This is a genomic window from Bartonella capreoli (assembly GCF_902813205.1).
GTDB lineage: Bacteria > Pseudomonadota > Alphaproteobacteria > Rhizobiales > Rhizobiaceae > Bartonella > Bartonella schoenbuchensis.
In genome coordinates, this window is sequence record NZ_CADDZX010000003.1 from 1 (window position 1) to 14,760 (window position 14,760).

The window sequence follows — 14,760 nt, forward strand, 5'->3', positions numbered from 1 at the left end:
AGCACGAGACATTTTAAAGCATAACCAGAACGGAAAACGTTCTTGTGGATGGAAACCTATTAACAAGAAATCAGGATGATCTTAATGCAGTTTGGAAAGACAAATTGCAAAATCCTATTCCCTAACCCTTATTATTTTATCCCTAACCTTAAATAAATAGAAATAAAATCAATGGGTTATAAAGACAAAAAAAGCTGGTGGCGGAGGGGGTGGGATTCGAACCCACGGTACAGTCTCCTGCACGCCGGTTTTCAAGACCGGTGCCTTAAACCGCTCGACCACCCCTCCAAAAAACACACTTTTTTATAAGGTACTTTTTACAAGCTTCTTCGAAAAGGTCAATCACTTAAATACGATTTTAAGTATTTTAATTAATGCTTTAAGCTTAATTAATCTTAATTTCTAAGCCATATACTTTTCTATAAGGCATTTCAATTAAAACTAACAATTCCACTGCCTTTATTTAATGGTTTGGTATTATAATGAAAAATTAAAATTGCAAGTTATTCATAAAACTAAAAACCAGCACCTATTATTAACCCTATCATTGCACCAATTAGGATACCAATAGAAAGTGCTATACCTAACCCATTACGATGATTGGACCAAACCCTGGTAAGGCAATATAACCATAAACTGCAAGAATTGTTGCAATTTCCCCTGAAATACTACCATTTAAGCTTCCAATAAGTGCAGATTTTTTAAGCTTTAAAGAAATTCTCCATGGTTATTTGGGTTAATTTCGTTATAAATTTTAAAACCAATCATATTTTTTCTTTCACTTTGGACGCTAACTACCCCAGAATAATCGATCGATATGAGAAAATTACAATTTTTAAATTCTACTAAAGCGCGAATTATACGAGCGCCAATTTTAAATAATTTGTATTTTTGTCTATTTCTTCAAATTATAATTTTATAACATTTATATTAGCAAGTGATCGATAAAAGAAAAGATAGTGTATAAAACAAGTTACCATGCACTATTTTATTTTAACATGGTTTATAACGCAATAAGATTTCTTTTAATTGTGGTTCATTAACACGTTTTACCGCTTCTGATACTGTAACCCACTCATACATACGCTGACTTTGTTCTGGCCATTTTTTTTCTTGACAAGAATAAAGTACAGCAAAAACATAGACACAGAACTTACTGTTTTTTTCTACTGGTAAATCTAATTTTTCATATTCATATGTGCCTATAGGAAATGTCCCCACGGCACCTCGCACTCCAGCTTCTTCAAAAGCTTCTTGCAATACAGCCTGTGAAAAAGACTTCTTTGGAATTGGCCATCCTTTTGGTATAATCCACCGACCAGATCCTCGGCTGGTAATCAGGAGAAATTCAAGATTTCCATTCTTTATGCGATAAACTAATGCACCAACTTGTAAAAAACGTGCATCATCTACTAAAATATATTTACTATGAGCTATATCAGCACCGTTCATTTCTTCTTATTATACCAGTGTAGTTATTTGAGAATTAATTGTAAAAATTTATATTATTGCTTTTAATCCATCACCAGGATGCATTCCTTCTCGCATCAATAAATTACGTAACGGTGAGAAATTACGTAATAATTCGAGCCCAACGCTTCGTACAATATGAACAGGAAACATATTGGAAAGTAAAGTATGATTAAGTGTATGAACAAATCCGCTACGAATAAATACATCAGGTTTACGGCACCGGTTATATTGTGCAATAATTGTTTTAAAATTAGAATTGGATATCTGGTTAGGTAAAATATCAACCAAAGTTTGAACATCACGAAACCCTAAATTAAATCCCTGTGCCCCAATAGGGGGAAAAACATGAGCTGCTTCACCCACTAAAATTGTTCTGTTTGCAGCAAAACAATGAGGGATAAGCCCCCAAAGAGAGCACGTTTGAATTGCCGTTTTTACTGTTACTTCACCAAGCATTGATTGCATCTGACCTTCAATCACTTTTGCTATTGTCTTTGGTTGCATATCCAATAGCTCTTTGGCGCGTGAGGGATTAGTAACCCACACAAGACTAGATGTATTTCCTGGTAACGGAACCTGTGTAAAAGGACCATCTTCTGTGTGAAATTCAGTTGATATATTTTGATGAGGTAACTTATGTGCAAAATTTAAAATAAGTGCTGTCTGCGGATAATTCCATTGTTTAACTCCAATTCCAGCAGCCGCTCGCGTTGGAGAATGACAACCGTCAGCTGCAACAACAAACGATGCTTGAATAACTCTGCCATCCGAAAGAGTAATATTTACATGATCTTGTTCATAATGAAAGGATTTTGCTAAAGAAAAAAATCTTATAATGTCTGATGTGCGCTCAATAGCATTCATTAAAGCATTGTTTAGTTTTAAATTGGGAATATTATAACCAAAAGCCTTTTTACCAATTTCAGAAGAACAAAAATTTACAGTAGGAGCACGTACAACCCTAGACGTTGCATCAACGATTCTCATTAAAGATAAAGCTGCAGCATGAGATTTGACAGTTTCCCAAATATTTAATCTTTGAAGCGCATGAATCGCCGGCATCATAAGAGCAGTTGTTCGTAATTCATCTACACGAGTAGGGGAGCCAATGAGAAAAACAGTGTAACCTTTATGCACAAGACTAAGTGCTGCTAACATACCAACAGGACCTGCACCAATAACAGCTACATCTCTATGTTCATTTTTTTCAAATATCACAACAGCTTAAATCCTCTAATTTACTAATTACTTTAATGATTTTAAATAAAGAATTTCTTTTCTTATTACATAATGTAATAAATTTTGCGATACAAAAAAGTGGTAATCTTGTACTCTTTTTACAGATTAGTCATACAATATAAAGAGAAAAATGATACAAAGCTTAAAAAGTGAGGATAGAAAAACATTGAAACGTAAATTAACAAGAAAAATCAAAACTAACACTGATCAATTGCGCTCCAAAACAGTAACAATGCCACAAGCAAGGGCTTTTTCTGTTCATTTGCTAACAGCTTCAGGTTCATTTTTAGCATTCCTTTCTTTAATAGCTGCATCTAAAAAAGAATGGATCGCTATGTTTTGTTGGCTTGGGCTTGCACTTCTCGTTGATGGTATTGATGGGCCAATAGCACGTAAACTTAATGTAAAATCTATACTTCCAACATGGTCTGGTGAACTGCTAGATAACATTATTGACTACGTGACTTATGTTTTAATTCCAGCCTTTGCGCTTTATCAAAGCGGTTTTATGGGGGAAGGGTTATCATTCTTATTAAGTGCTATTATCGTCATTTCATCAGCTATTTATTATGCAGATACTGGAATGAAAACTAAAGAAAATTTCTTTAAAGGATTTCCTGTTGTTTGGAACATGATGATTTTCACACTTTTTGTGGTGCGACCTGAAGAATGGGTTGCCTTCGTTATTATTTTCTTATCAGCAATTTTATCTTTTTTACCAATTTATTTTATTCACCCAATAAGAGTTATTCGCTTACGTATGCTTAATCTTTCAGTTTTTCTTGCGTGGTGTTCATTTGGTATTGCTGCATTTTTTTATCAACTTAACGCTCCACATTGGATTAAAATAGGAATCTCGATCACCGGTATTTATATTTATTGTATTGGTGCCATCATGCAATTATTTCCTACATTAGGTGCACAAAAGAGTGATCCAAAATAATAAATTGTGATTAAAATTTTATTTAATGAAATGAATAAGAAAAAGTTTGAGAAAGGGATGCAACCAGAATATCTTAAAATCGCATAATATATATTATGGAACTTTTTAGATTAACAGCAACAAAAAGAAATTAATAAAAGTCAAAGTCTTCACATGCTTGCTCACGTTATTCATTGACCTCAACACGTGTAATCATCTTGATGGCTTCATCATTTTCCCCGGTAACCTGGCAAAGGTAAGATCTTTCCCAACAAAGCTAAATAAGCAGCACTCTACACAAAAACAGCTGATAGAAAGTGACTCGCCCATAGAAGCAATTAAAAAGCTCCAAAAAGGTGCGGGATAGTGAAACAAAACAACTTAATAAAATCAATGAAATCAAAAATCCCTAACTTCTATATAACCTATTGATTTTATTGATATTTGGTGATCCCGACAGGATTCGAACCTGTGACCCACGGCTTAGAAGGCCGTTGCTCTATCCAGCTGAGCTACGGGACCAATTGATGATCACTTTTTAAAAAACATTTTTTGTTAGTGCGTCCAAGATTGTTGCCGATCACTACGAAAATTATCAGAATAAGAGACAGCACGCCGAAAAGAAGGCTTACATGAATTTTCTACACGATAAGGAATAGAATTTTTGAGAGCAAAAGCAATGGCTTCTTCTTTCATTTTAAACCGGATTTTTATCTGACTATTCATATCTGATGTTGCTGTATATCCCATAAGAGGTTCAAGCATTTTTGCTTGCTCCGGCTCATACTGCAGAACCCAAAAACCACTATTAGCCTTGCCCGACTGCATTGATGTTTTCGCCGGACTATAAATACGTGCAACCATATTCTTTCCCTTTAGACGACACAACGCTTAAATAACAACACTGTATGCTATTCAATAAATCCATTTTACATCAAAATAAAACATATGGTCGGAGCGATAGGATTCGAACCTACGACCCCCTGATCCCAAATCAGGTGCGCTACCAGACTGCGCTACGCTCCGCGTTTTATATTTGATGTCCCTTCCCTAAAATTTTCACAACAGAAGTGCAAGTGTAAAACACATTTTTTTAAAATTTTGTTCTCTTTTTTTATGGATAATAGCTTTTTTCAAACATTTCTTATCGCCAATGACATATTATAAGCAGAAAAAATGATATTTTTAAAAAAAAGCTTAGACTGCACAAGTTAAAAAATTCCATACGTAATTTTCTTTAACGAGTCTTATTATTTTATCCATAGAATGACGATTGATATAATTTAAAATATAAATAATTTGAACACAATAAAAACTATCCCCCTATTTCCATTTATAAACAATCCCACTCAATAAAGTTTACAGCTTACTGATAACAGACCAATATACAATTAAATAAATGTTTTGCAGTATTCAAACTACAAAAATTTCCTTACAAAAGGAAAACAAATCGCCTCCTCATCCCCTTTTTATATGAAATAGTTAGATTCTTGACTTTTCAAAATTAACCAATGATGCATTACTGCCTACACAAACATTATCAGTTAAATAAAAACAGAAAATTTAGCGATTTCCCTCCTGTTTACGTACTTCAAGACCAATAAAAACCATATATTTTTATTAAACAACTAAAGACAACACTTAAAATATATTTATTGCATTTGTGTGTTAATGACTTCACAAATGACAGCACGTGTTATTTTGCTTTTTCTTTGCAATGCTAATTTATCAACAGAATCAATAACACATCTTAATGCAAATAAAGAACGTTCACAACGACTTACAAGATAGTGGATAACATCTGAATGAACAGTAATTTGGCGATCTGAAAAAAGTTTAAATGCAATAGCCGTTAACAATGCATCATCAGGTTGATCAATCTCAACCAACATAACTGAATTAAGACGACTTTTTAGATCATTTAGCTTTAAGTCCCATGTAGATGGTAGTGTGCGAGCAGTCATCAATAAAGTAGCTTGACCTTGGCGCACATTGAGATTTGCCTGTTTAATACTATTAATCAAATGAAAAAGCCCAGTTTCATTGATTTTCCCCGTATCAATATCCTCAATTAAAAGTGATCTACCTGAAGAAGCTGCAGTAATTACTTGGTCAATTTCATCACGATGAACAATTAAAGCATTAGCTTTTTGTACCCACACGCTAGAAAAATGCGTTTTTCCAGATCCTTCTTTTCCAACCAAAACAGCAATAGGTAATACCCAATTTGGCCAATGATCAACCAACTGAAAAGCCATACGATTACTATCTGTAACCACCAAATCATCTCGCCGAAAAATCGACTCACAGGAAAAGTCTAAAGGTAATTGTGTTTCATGTTCATTCATTCTACTGCCCCCGAATTCCCACTTTGTGAATACATTTGAGAATTAAGATAAGTATGAAGAGCAAAACGAACCAAAACACCAATGGCTGCAGAAGCAGGAACAGCAACCAACATGCCCGTGAAACCAAATAACGAACCAAAAGCAAAAAGTGCAAACATCAACCATACCGGATGAAGCCCCACTGATGAGCCCACAAGCTTTGGTTGAAGAATATAACCTTCAATAAATTGGCCAATAAAAAAAACAGCCATAACAAGAACAATCCGGCTCCAATTATCGGGATAAAACTGGACCCATGCAACACCACCAGATAAAATAAAACCACTCATTGTGCCAATATAAGGGATAAAACTGATGAGACCAACAAACATACCAATTAAAAGACCAAAATTAAGCTCCGTAATAGTTAGGCCAATAGCATAATACCCTCCCAATATTAAACAAACCGTTCCTTGCCCACGAACAAAGCCTGCAATGGCTCTATCCATTTCGTAAAAAATACTGCGGACAGTTTCAAGATGATCTCGCGGTATCCAAGAATCAACGGCTTCAACCATACGCTGCCAATCCAGTAACATATAAAATGCTACAACAGGCGCTACCACAAGCAGACTGACAATATTAACAATAGATTTTCCTGATCTTAAAAGTGAATTTAAAAGAGACGTAATAAAATCAGAGCTTTGCCCCAAAAGAACTTTAATATCGGTTTGTAATTCATTTGAATCACTACCAAAATAACGCCCTACCCAATCAAAATTAGATTCAGTCAACAAATTTTGAATGCGACTAACATAAATTGGTAAACCACTACTCACAAATTGTTGTATTTGCCAACTGACAATAGGAATTAAAATTATTAAAGCAGCAACAAAAACGATAACAATAAACAAGGTAATTAAAATTGTACCAAAAACACGACGAATACCAACTTTTTCAAGCAATTGTACAATCGGATTAAGAAAATAAGCTAATACAAGCCCTGCTACAAAAGGAAGTAAAACTGATCCAAAAACAAACATAAAGATAACAAAAAAAATCAATGTCCCAAGCCAGAAAAAAACTTGTTTTTTCATACTGTTTGGTAAAGGTACTTGTTCATAAGCTGGAACATAAGAAGTATAACGGCCTTGAAAGCTACTTTTTTTGATTTTCTCTTTCATTGACTGTAAATTAGGGTTATTATGACTATCTGATATTTTATTCATCGATATCCTCAAAAAATCCTTTACAAAAGATTATGCAACTTCTTTCGTTTAGGTTCAAGGTAAACAATCATTTATTTCTAGATGTTAAATATTAAATTTCTTGCAGAGATAGCGCTATCATGCCATTGCGTAAACAACATAAATTGATTTTTCATAAAGAAGGCTCCAATGAGCAACAAAAACCCAACAAATAATAAACCCAATAATCTTACTTATGCAGCAGCTGGTGTTGATATTGATATGGGTAACACCATGATAGAAAACATCAAACCCTATATACGCTTAACAAAACGAGTAGGTGCAGATGCAGAAATCGGCGGTTTTGGTGGCTTATTTGACTTAAAAGCAGCAGGATTCACAGACCCCATTCTTGTGGCAGCTAATGATGGTGTGGGTACAAAATTAAAAATTGCTATTGAAATAGGTATTCATAATACTGTTGGTATTGATCTTGTGGCCATGTGCGTTAATGATTTAATTGTTCAAGGTGCTGAACCTCTTTTTTTCTTAGATTATTTTGCAACTGGAAAGCTTGATGCTACACAAGGTGCTGAAATCATTTCAGGCATTGCAATAGGATGTCAGCAAGCAAACGCCGCTCTTATTGGAGGAGAAACTGCAGAAATGCCTGGAATGTACGCAAACGGAGACTATGACTTAGCAGGTTTTGCTGTAGGAGCTGTTGAACGCAATTCATTGTTGCCTTCAAAAGATCTTACAGAAGGTGATGTTATTTTAGGCCTTAGTTCATCTGGTGTTCATTCTAATGGTTTTTCTCTCGTCAGGCAGATCGTTAAACAAAGTGGTTTGAAATGGAATGACCCTGCCCCCTTTACCCCTAAAATAAACCTTGGGGAAGCACTTCTTACGCCAACTCGCATTTACGTCAAATCACTATTGCCAATTATACAAAATTATAAAGGGATTAAAGCTCTTGCTCATATAACAGGTGGTGGCTTTCCAGAAAACATTCCACGCATTCTCTCCCCTTCCCTTTGTGCTGAAATTAATCTTTCTGCTATTAATGTGCCGCCAGTATTTTCATGGATTGCCAAACAAGGTGAAATACAGGAAACAGAAATGCTACGAACATTCAATTGTGGTATTGGCATGGTTATTATTGTGGCACAAAACTCAGTTAAAGCTATTACACAAGCACTCAAATCACAGGGAGAAACAGTTACTTCACTTGGTATTTTAACAAAATACCAAAATAAAAGAATTGCTTATAAAGGTGCTCTTCACTTATGAAAAAAAAAGTAATTATTTTTATTTCCGGCAATGGTTCTAATATGGTTTCCCTTGCTAAAGCAAGCAAACAAGCTAATTATCCTGCTGAAATCATTGCAGTTATTTGTGACAAACCCCATGCTACTGGTATTGAAAAGGCACGTGCCAATGGCTTGCCTACTCATATTGTAGATCGTAAAAATTATCCAACTAAACAAGCCCATGAAGAATTTATTCTTACTATTTTAGCCCAATATCAACCAGATATCATTTGCTTAGCTGGCTATATGCGGCTTATTTCACCGCATTTCATAAAACCCTATGAAGGACGGATCCTTAACATTCACCCTTCCCTTTTGCCTTCATTTAAAGGTTTAAATACCCATGAAAGAGTTCTGCAAGCAGGTGTTAAAATTACTGGTTGTACAGTCCATCTTGTTACAGAAGCAATGGATGAAGGAAAGATTCTTGCTCAAGCTGCTGTTCCAGTGTGCCCTAATGACACTCCTGAAATGTTAGCGCAAAGAGTTCTTCAAGTTGAGCATAAACTCTATCCGCAAGCTTTAAAAGCATTCATTGAAGGTAATGATAACGATAAAATTATAGATTATCAACAGCAGCTTTTATCATTTTAAAACAATCTCTTATGTTAAATATTTCTTCTAAATTTACTGATCTATTTTCTAGATTAATGAGTACAAATTTTGATATAAACACTTATTATCTTCATTAATATTTTTACTGTGCTAACGTTTCTTTAACGGCTAAAGCTAGCTGTTTGAGTGTAAACGGCTTAGATAAAAATCCGAAAACAGCATCTTTTGAAAGATTCTTAGTAAAAGCATCTTTTGTATACCCTGAAACAAAAATAAATTTGATCTCAGGATATTTTTTTCGCACTTCCTTGAGTAAAGTCGGCCCATCCATTTCTGGCATAACTACATCGGAAACAATAATATCAACAGCACCTTTATTTTCTTCAAGTATAGCAAGCGCTTCCACCCCACTCGCAGCTTCTAAAACAGTATATCCTCTCATTTGAAGAGCTTTTACTCCGCCCATTCTAACAGCGTCTTCATCTTCAACCAATAAAACAGTCGCAAAGCCTGTTAAGTCCGTATTTTTTTCCTGCTCTTCTACTTTTTCAATTTGTGGAGAAATCTCATTGCTGACATCAGAAATATAACGAGGTAGAAAAATATGAAATGTCGTTCCTTCTCCTTCCTGGCTATCACAGTAAATATAACCACCTGTTTGTTTGACAATGCCATAAACCATTGATAACCCAAGGCCTGTTCCTTTACCAACTTCTTTTGTTGTAAAAAACGGCTCAAACATTTTTTCTTGTACAAAAGCAGATATACCTTCCCCTGTATCTGAAATGGTCAATTGTACATATTCACCACTCACAAAACCAACATAATTAAATTCAGCACTTTGTTGTTTTGTAATATTGTTTGTTTTAATTGTTATCAGGCCTCCATTCGGCATAGCATCACGCGCATTAATTACTAAATTCATAATAACACGCTGAAAAGAAGCTTGATCAACTTTAACATTCCACAGATCTCTTCCGTGAATAATTTTCAACTGGATATTATTTCCTAAAAGAGACAAAATAAGATTGCGAATATCGGATAAAAGTTCTGTAAAACCAACTTTCTCAGGTTTAAGTGTTTGCTTTCTAGAAAAAGCTAATAATTGCTGCACAAGTGCAGCAGCACGATTAGCATTATTTTTAATGTTGATAAGGTCAGCATGCGCTGGATCAGAACTGCGGTGCGTGTTTAAAAGAAGATCGCATGACATTAAAATTGCTGTTAAAACATTATTAAAATCATGAGCAATACCACCAGCTAACTGCCCAACAGCTTGCATCTTTTGATTTTGTACCATTTTATCTTCAAGTGTTTTTTGTTCTGTTGTTTCTATGACAGACACAATCACCAAATCTTCTAATGCATCATTATGATATTGCATCATAGGCATAAGATGAAGATGAAAATGGCGTTCTTTTTTATTTTCTAATACTATGTCTATTGAAATTGGATCATTCTTATTCTTTGTAATCTTCTCAAATGCATGCTCTAGCTGAGCACGACCTTGATGAGGTATAATATCATAAAAATTGATAGTTTTGCCAGAACACTCCATCAATAATAAAAAAGAGTTATTGATATGAATAAATTGCCCTTTCTGGTCAACTACAGCTATTGCAAAAGGACTTGCATCAAAATACCCTATCAATGTATTCGGCAATTTTAATTGATAATCGCTCTCCTTCTTTTGCATTGATTGCGGCGTCATAACAATGCGATAGACAGTATCATCTTCTAGGAGAGAAGAGATACACATAAAACAATTCAATATTTTCTTATCACCAGTTTGTGAAGTTAAAAACAAAGAAAACGTATAAGGTGTAGCACAATTTAAATTGTAGTGTTCGTGACTTTGTAAACAAATATCACTCCATACACTATTAACTCCAGAAGCATTAAAGAACTGATCAAAACTATATTGACCAACAGTAAAATTTGCCAAATCAATCGAAAACCATTCGGCAGAAACTGCATTTGCATAGATAATAACTCCTTGTGCATTAACAGATAAAAATCCAACAGGAGCTTGATCTAAATGATTGATAGCTTCTTGAAGATTCAAACAAAAAGTTTCACGGCATTCTTCTAAATGTGAAATATCAGCGATACGCCAAAATAAAAACTTTTTTCTCCATTGTAGTATTGGTTGAACAGAAATATTATACCATACAATGTTTTTCTGAATAGAATGAATAAAAATTGACCGATCTATCTTTAATGTTTCTTGAGCTGAAAGATTGTTAAATGCCGCAACTTTCAAGCGATATAAAAGTGCGCTAGCACCTGGAAGATCAGCAATAACTGCATAACAAGAAGCCTCAGGTTTATAAGTAAAAATTTTCTGATAATTCTGATTAGAGTAATAAACAAAACCTGATAAATCAGATATTACAATTGCATCATCTATCTCATCAAAGACACTAAAATCTAAGCTCTTATGCAATGACCCAATATCATATCTCAAAACACCTATTCCTATCAGAAAAAGCGCAGCAATGCCTATAATCGCTAAAACTAAAAAAAATATCAAAGAAGCCTGATGAAAATAGCCTTGCGGATAAAAAATGCCCAAAAATCCTACAATGAGCAAAAAAATTACAACAAAAAAAAGCCCCCAAACCATAGCTCCCCACCGCATGGAAGGAGGTAATAATTTGTCCATGCCATTAAAACCTTTGTTCATCTCTATCTGTCTCGATTGTAGATGCTTCATGAAGCTTAAAATATCTTCAATAATCACTATTATGAAGGATATGCTTAATCTTTCTATTATACATAATATAAGTATATTTGCTCAATGGAAATCACTCAACACTTCACATTTTATTGAACTTCTTAAAATGATTTATAAACTTACATAATAAAAAATAATGATTTCATTATGAAATGAGGAAAAAATAGTATGAATATTTGGTTATCAAACTATATAGGAACATCTGCAGCAAATATAATTACAAGCCTCGTGTTTCTTATAATAATAATTGCAGCAATTGTTGTAGTTATAATGCTTTTGCGCTATTTGAATAAAGGAGGATTTAATTTCAACAGAAAAAAGAATCCACTACGATTAATCATATCTGACACAATCGCTATTGATCGTACACGCCGCCTTGTTCTAATACGTCGCGATGATGTAGAGCATTTAATTCTTATCGGTGGAACGACAGATACTGTTATAGAATCTAATATTGTCAAAACACAAACTGCATACGAAAATTATAACAGAGCACAAAGAGATACACAGCCAACATCAAAAATGGCAGAAACTAATTTCAATGCTACCTTTACTGAACAAACCTCTTTATCCAGCAGTACAATAAAACCTACACAAGATAATATCTCCTCCCCCTCCTCTGAAAATAAACAGTTAAAAGATTCGGCACTCACAGCTGAAATTGAAGAACGGCAAGAACCATCTTTCTTTATTCCTACTCCCAAATAAAGTACTTTATTTTCTGATATTGATTGAGTATTTTGTTTTTGGATTGTAAATCGATTTTAATCATCACGATAGACCTTTTCTCGTCGTTCGTGGCGTTCTTGTGCTTCTAATGATAAAACTGCAATTGGTCGTGCCTCAAGACGTTTTATACTAATAGGTTCTCCAGTTTCTTCACAAAACCCGTAAGTACCATTATCAATACGCTCCAAAGCTGCATCTATTTTTGCAATGAGCTTTCTCTGGCGAGCACGAGCACGCAATTCGATTGCACGATCAGTTTCATAAGATGCACGATCAGTCAAATCAGATTGATTAGCATTTTCTTTTTGCAAACTCTCTAAAGTTTCACGGGTCTCCTTTAATATATCGCATTTCCAAGAAATTAATTTAGCACGAAAATATGCCTTTTGCCGCTCATTCATAAAAGGCTCATCTTCACTAGGACGATACTGACCACTAACAACTTTATTCATGCCATAAAACCTCCACATATGGTATGTGTGGTCTATATATTGTATACCCAAAATCAACACAAGTGTAAAACATATTTCTATAAAAATAAGAATATCTTGAATTCATTATTCAAATTTTTCAGCTCATTTTTGTGTAATATGTTGAAATTTCATAATATTTTTATTTAAAGAAGCTTTGTAAATTCTTTTATATCAGCATAAACTATAAAATCTGCCATATTAATTCTAGAAAATAATTTTCTTAATTGAATGTAAAAAAATCTGCAGAAATAAAAGGATAGTTTTTTGGTTTTTCATTATCTTCAAAAATGAAACTTCAACCGTTTTTAAACCATTAAAGATTGAGCACAAAATTTTGTAATCTCTGCTCTGGCAGTTAAGTCTCATTCCCTTTTCAAAAGCAAATAAAACAATTTTTACAAACAACGCACATAAGAACGTGAATTGCAGTAATGGGTATATTATAACCCGCCTTTCCTTTAGCAAGATTAAGGCTAAATGACCTTACAAGATTTGATACACTTTATTTATTCATACAAAAATCAAACACTAATATAATACAAAAACTTGAACACCATATAAAGCATTAATTGTTTTTATATGAAACTTCTATAACAAGGAGCTAGTGTAGAAAATATTGAACACCCTATATTATTTGACATAAAATGATAGCAACATGAAATTAGCATCTATCCTATGTATAATTCATATTTTTATTTACTAGTTTTGATAAAAATTATGAAACAAAATTCTTCATTCGGCCCCCAGTATCTGATAAGATCCGACAAAAGCGCACCTGAAATATAAAAGTGCTTTGCTTATTTTTTTTAAAAATACCCCAAAAAACCTAATACCTGATTAAACGATAATTGTTATATTAATATTTTTCAATTCACAAAAACAAAATATTTTTAAAGAAGAATCAAGTCGCACAAATACATATAAATCATAGCGTAAAAATCAAGTAATAGCAGTATTTCTAATTTAAATTAACCAAAACTATATCGCTATCGTGATTAAAAAAATAAAATTCCTTAAGTTTTATATCAACATTTTTAAATAGAAAATTGATAAATATAATTATTTTTCTTTACAACTGATAAAAAACCTAAGGCTAATTATTAAAAATTTAAGCATGAAAAACATGCATAACCAAAACTTACCCAATAACAAAGCAGAAATTATAAAGACAAAACATGATAGTCACGATTAAAATACATTAAAGCGTCTTTTTCTTGATTACGGTTTATCGCAACAACTTCACCAATCAAAATATAATGAGTCGCATGTTGGTGCCAACAAATCAAACGGCAGTCAAATGAAGCCAAGGCACCTGATAAGCTAGGTGCACCAGTCTGTAAAACATTCCATTGAGCTGTATTAAAGCGTTCAGTTTGTGTAAAACCACAGCGTCCAGAAAAAACTTCTGATAATGAACGATGTTTTCCTGCTAAGCTATTGACACAAAAATTTCCATTTTCCATAAACAGCTTATTTTCAGGATTATGCCGCATTAAGCAAACAAGAAGCATCGGAGGATCATCTGATAAAGAACAACAAGCTGAAACTGTTACCCCACGCTTTCCTTTAGCACCATTTGTCGTTACAATATGTACTGCCCCTGCCAGACAACTCATAGTATCCCGATATTCTTGTGAAGAAACCGTAGCAACTTGTTGAAATTTAGGCATTAAATCTTTTGTATGATTTTGCATATTTTTCACTTAGATAGCTTTCAAAATTTCAATGGATATTTCAATAAATTGATTTATTACATATTCTTATTCTTTTATATCATATATGAGCAACAAAAATGTATATTTTAT

General features: G+C 33.6%; 12 protein-coding genes, 3 tRNA genes and 1 pseudogene. 4 read left to right on the forward strand and 12 right to left on the reverse strand.

Annotated elements, in window-relative coordinates; genetic code table 11:
* Positions 1 to 198 precede the first annotated feature (198 nt).
* The 4 genes and pseudogenes from J7R05_RS03445 to J7R05_RS03455 all read right to left on the reverse strand — a co-directional run bounded on the left by J7R05_RS03445 (position 199) and on the right by J7R05_RS03455 (position 2,691).
* Positions 199 to 288: transfer RNA gene (locus J7R05_RS03445), tRNA-Ser, on the reverse strand.
* Between the two features lie 227 nt (positions 289 to 515).
* A pseudogene (locus J7R05_RS09205) lies at positions 516 to 768 on the reverse strand (hypothetical protein).
* 225 nt (positions 769 to 993) lie between these two features.
* Complete coding sequence (locus tag J7R05_RS03450) at positions 994 to 1,452, reverse strand: NUDIX hydrolase (protein ID WP_208541215.1); 459 nt, start codon at positions 1,450 to 1,452, stop codon at positions 994 to 996.
* A gap of 48 nt (positions 1,453 to 1,500) precedes the next feature.
* Positions 1,501 to 2,691 (reverse strand): UbiH/UbiF family hydroxylase, encoded by a 1,191-nt coding sequence (locus J7R05_RS03455; protein ID WP_208541216.1) that lies wholly within the window; start codon positions 2,689 to 2,691, stop codon positions 1,501 to 1,503.
* Positions 2,692 to 2,842: 151 nt separating this feature from the next.
* Between J7R05_RS03455 and pcsA the strand changes: the two genes are divergently transcribed.
* Positions 2,843 to 3,655 carry a phosphatidylcholine synthase gene (pcsA, locus tag J7R05_RS03460; RefSeq protein WP_281388199.1) on the forward strand — a complete coding sequence of 271 codons (813 nt, stop codon included), beginning with the start codon at positions 2,843 to 2,845 and terminating at the stop codon, positions 3,653 to 3,655.
* A 424-nt stretch (positions 3,656 to 4,079) separates the two neighbouring features.
* Here the strand turns inward: pcsA and J7R05_RS03465 are convergent.
* The 5 genes from J7R05_RS03465 to J7R05_RS03485 all read right to left on the reverse strand — a co-directional run bounded on the left by J7R05_RS03465 (position 4,080) and on the right by J7R05_RS03485 (position 7,190).
* Positions 4,080 to 4,156 (reverse strand) — tRNA-Arg (locus J7R05_RS03465).
* A gap of 33 nt (positions 4,157 to 4,189) precedes the next feature.
* Positions 4,190 to 4,498, reverse strand: coding sequence for an ETC complex I subunit (locus J7R05_RS03470; protein WP_208541217.1), 309 nt, complete (start codon positions 4,496 to 4,498; stop codon positions 4,190 to 4,192).
* A gap of 85 nt (positions 4,499 to 4,583) precedes the next feature.
* Positions 4,584 to 4,660: transfer RNA gene (locus J7R05_RS03475), tRNA-Pro, on the reverse strand.
* Between the two features lie 626 nt (positions 4,661 to 5,286).
* Positions 5,287 to 5,982 carry a DnaA regulatory inactivator HdaA gene (gene hdaA, locus J7R05_RS03480; protein ID WP_208541218.1) on the reverse strand — a complete coding sequence of 232 codons (696 nt, stop codon included), beginning with the start codon at positions 5,980 to 5,982 and terminating at the stop codon, positions 5,287 to 5,289.
* Positions 5,979 to 7,190 (reverse strand): AI-2E family transporter, encoded by a 1,212-nt coding sequence (locus J7R05_RS03485; RefSeq protein ID WP_208541219.1) that lies wholly within the window; start codon positions 7,188 to 7,190, stop codon positions 5,979 to 5,981. The genes hdaA and J7R05_RS03485 overlap by 4 nt, the downstream gene beginning before the upstream one ends.
* Positions 7,191 to 7,358: 168 nt before the next feature.
* On the opposite strand from J7R05_RS03485, the gene purM reads away from it, so the two are divergent.
* Entirely contained in the window at positions 7,359 to 8,441 is a 1,083-nt protein-coding gene (gene purM, locus J7R05_RS03490) for a phosphoribosylformylglycinamidine cyclo-ligase (RefSeq protein WP_208541220.1), read from the forward strand.
* Positions 8,438 to 9,055 carry a phosphoribosylglycinamide formyltransferase gene (purN, locus tag J7R05_RS03495; protein WP_208541221.1) on the forward strand — a complete coding sequence of 206 codons (618 nt, stop codon included), beginning with the start codon at positions 8,438 to 8,440 and terminating at the stop codon, positions 9,053 to 9,055. The genes purM and purN overlap by 4 nt, the downstream gene beginning before the upstream one ends.
* Positions 9,056 to 9,158: 103 nt before the next feature.
* Here the strand turns inward: purN and J7R05_RS03500 are convergent, their stop codons facing one another.
* On the reverse strand, positions 9,159 to 11,702 hold the full coding sequence (locus J7R05_RS03500) for a response regulator (protein WP_208541222.1): 2,544 nt from the start codon (positions 11,700 to 11,702) through the stop codon (positions 9,159 to 9,161).
* Between the two features lie 219 nt (positions 11,703 to 11,921).
* Between J7R05_RS03500 and J7R05_RS03505 the strand changes: the two genes are divergently transcribed.
* Positions 11,922 to 12,461 (forward strand): flagellar biosynthetic protein FliO, encoded by a 540-nt coding sequence (locus J7R05_RS03505; RefSeq protein ID WP_208541223.1) that lies wholly within the window; start codon positions 11,922 to 11,924, stop codon positions 12,459 to 12,461.
* A 56-nt stretch (positions 12,462 to 12,517) separates the two neighbouring features.
* Here J7R05_RS03505 and dksA read toward each other — a convergent pair whose 3' ends face one another.
* Both dksA and J7R05_RS03515 read right to left on the reverse strand, forming a co-directional pair.
* On the reverse strand, positions 12,518 to 12,934 hold the full coding sequence (gene dksA / locus J7R05_RS03510; protein ID WP_010703810.1) for an RNA polymerase-binding protein DksA: 417 nt from the start codon (positions 12,932 to 12,934) through the stop codon (positions 12,518 to 12,520).
* A 1,181-nt stretch (positions 12,935 to 14,115) separates the two neighbouring features.
* On the reverse strand, positions 14,116 to 14,649 hold the full coding sequence (locus tag J7R05_RS03515) for a flavin reductase family protein (protein WP_034990078.1): 534 nt from the start codon (positions 14,647 to 14,649) through the stop codon (positions 14,116 to 14,118).
* Positions 14,650 to 14,760 lie beyond the last annotated feature (111 nt).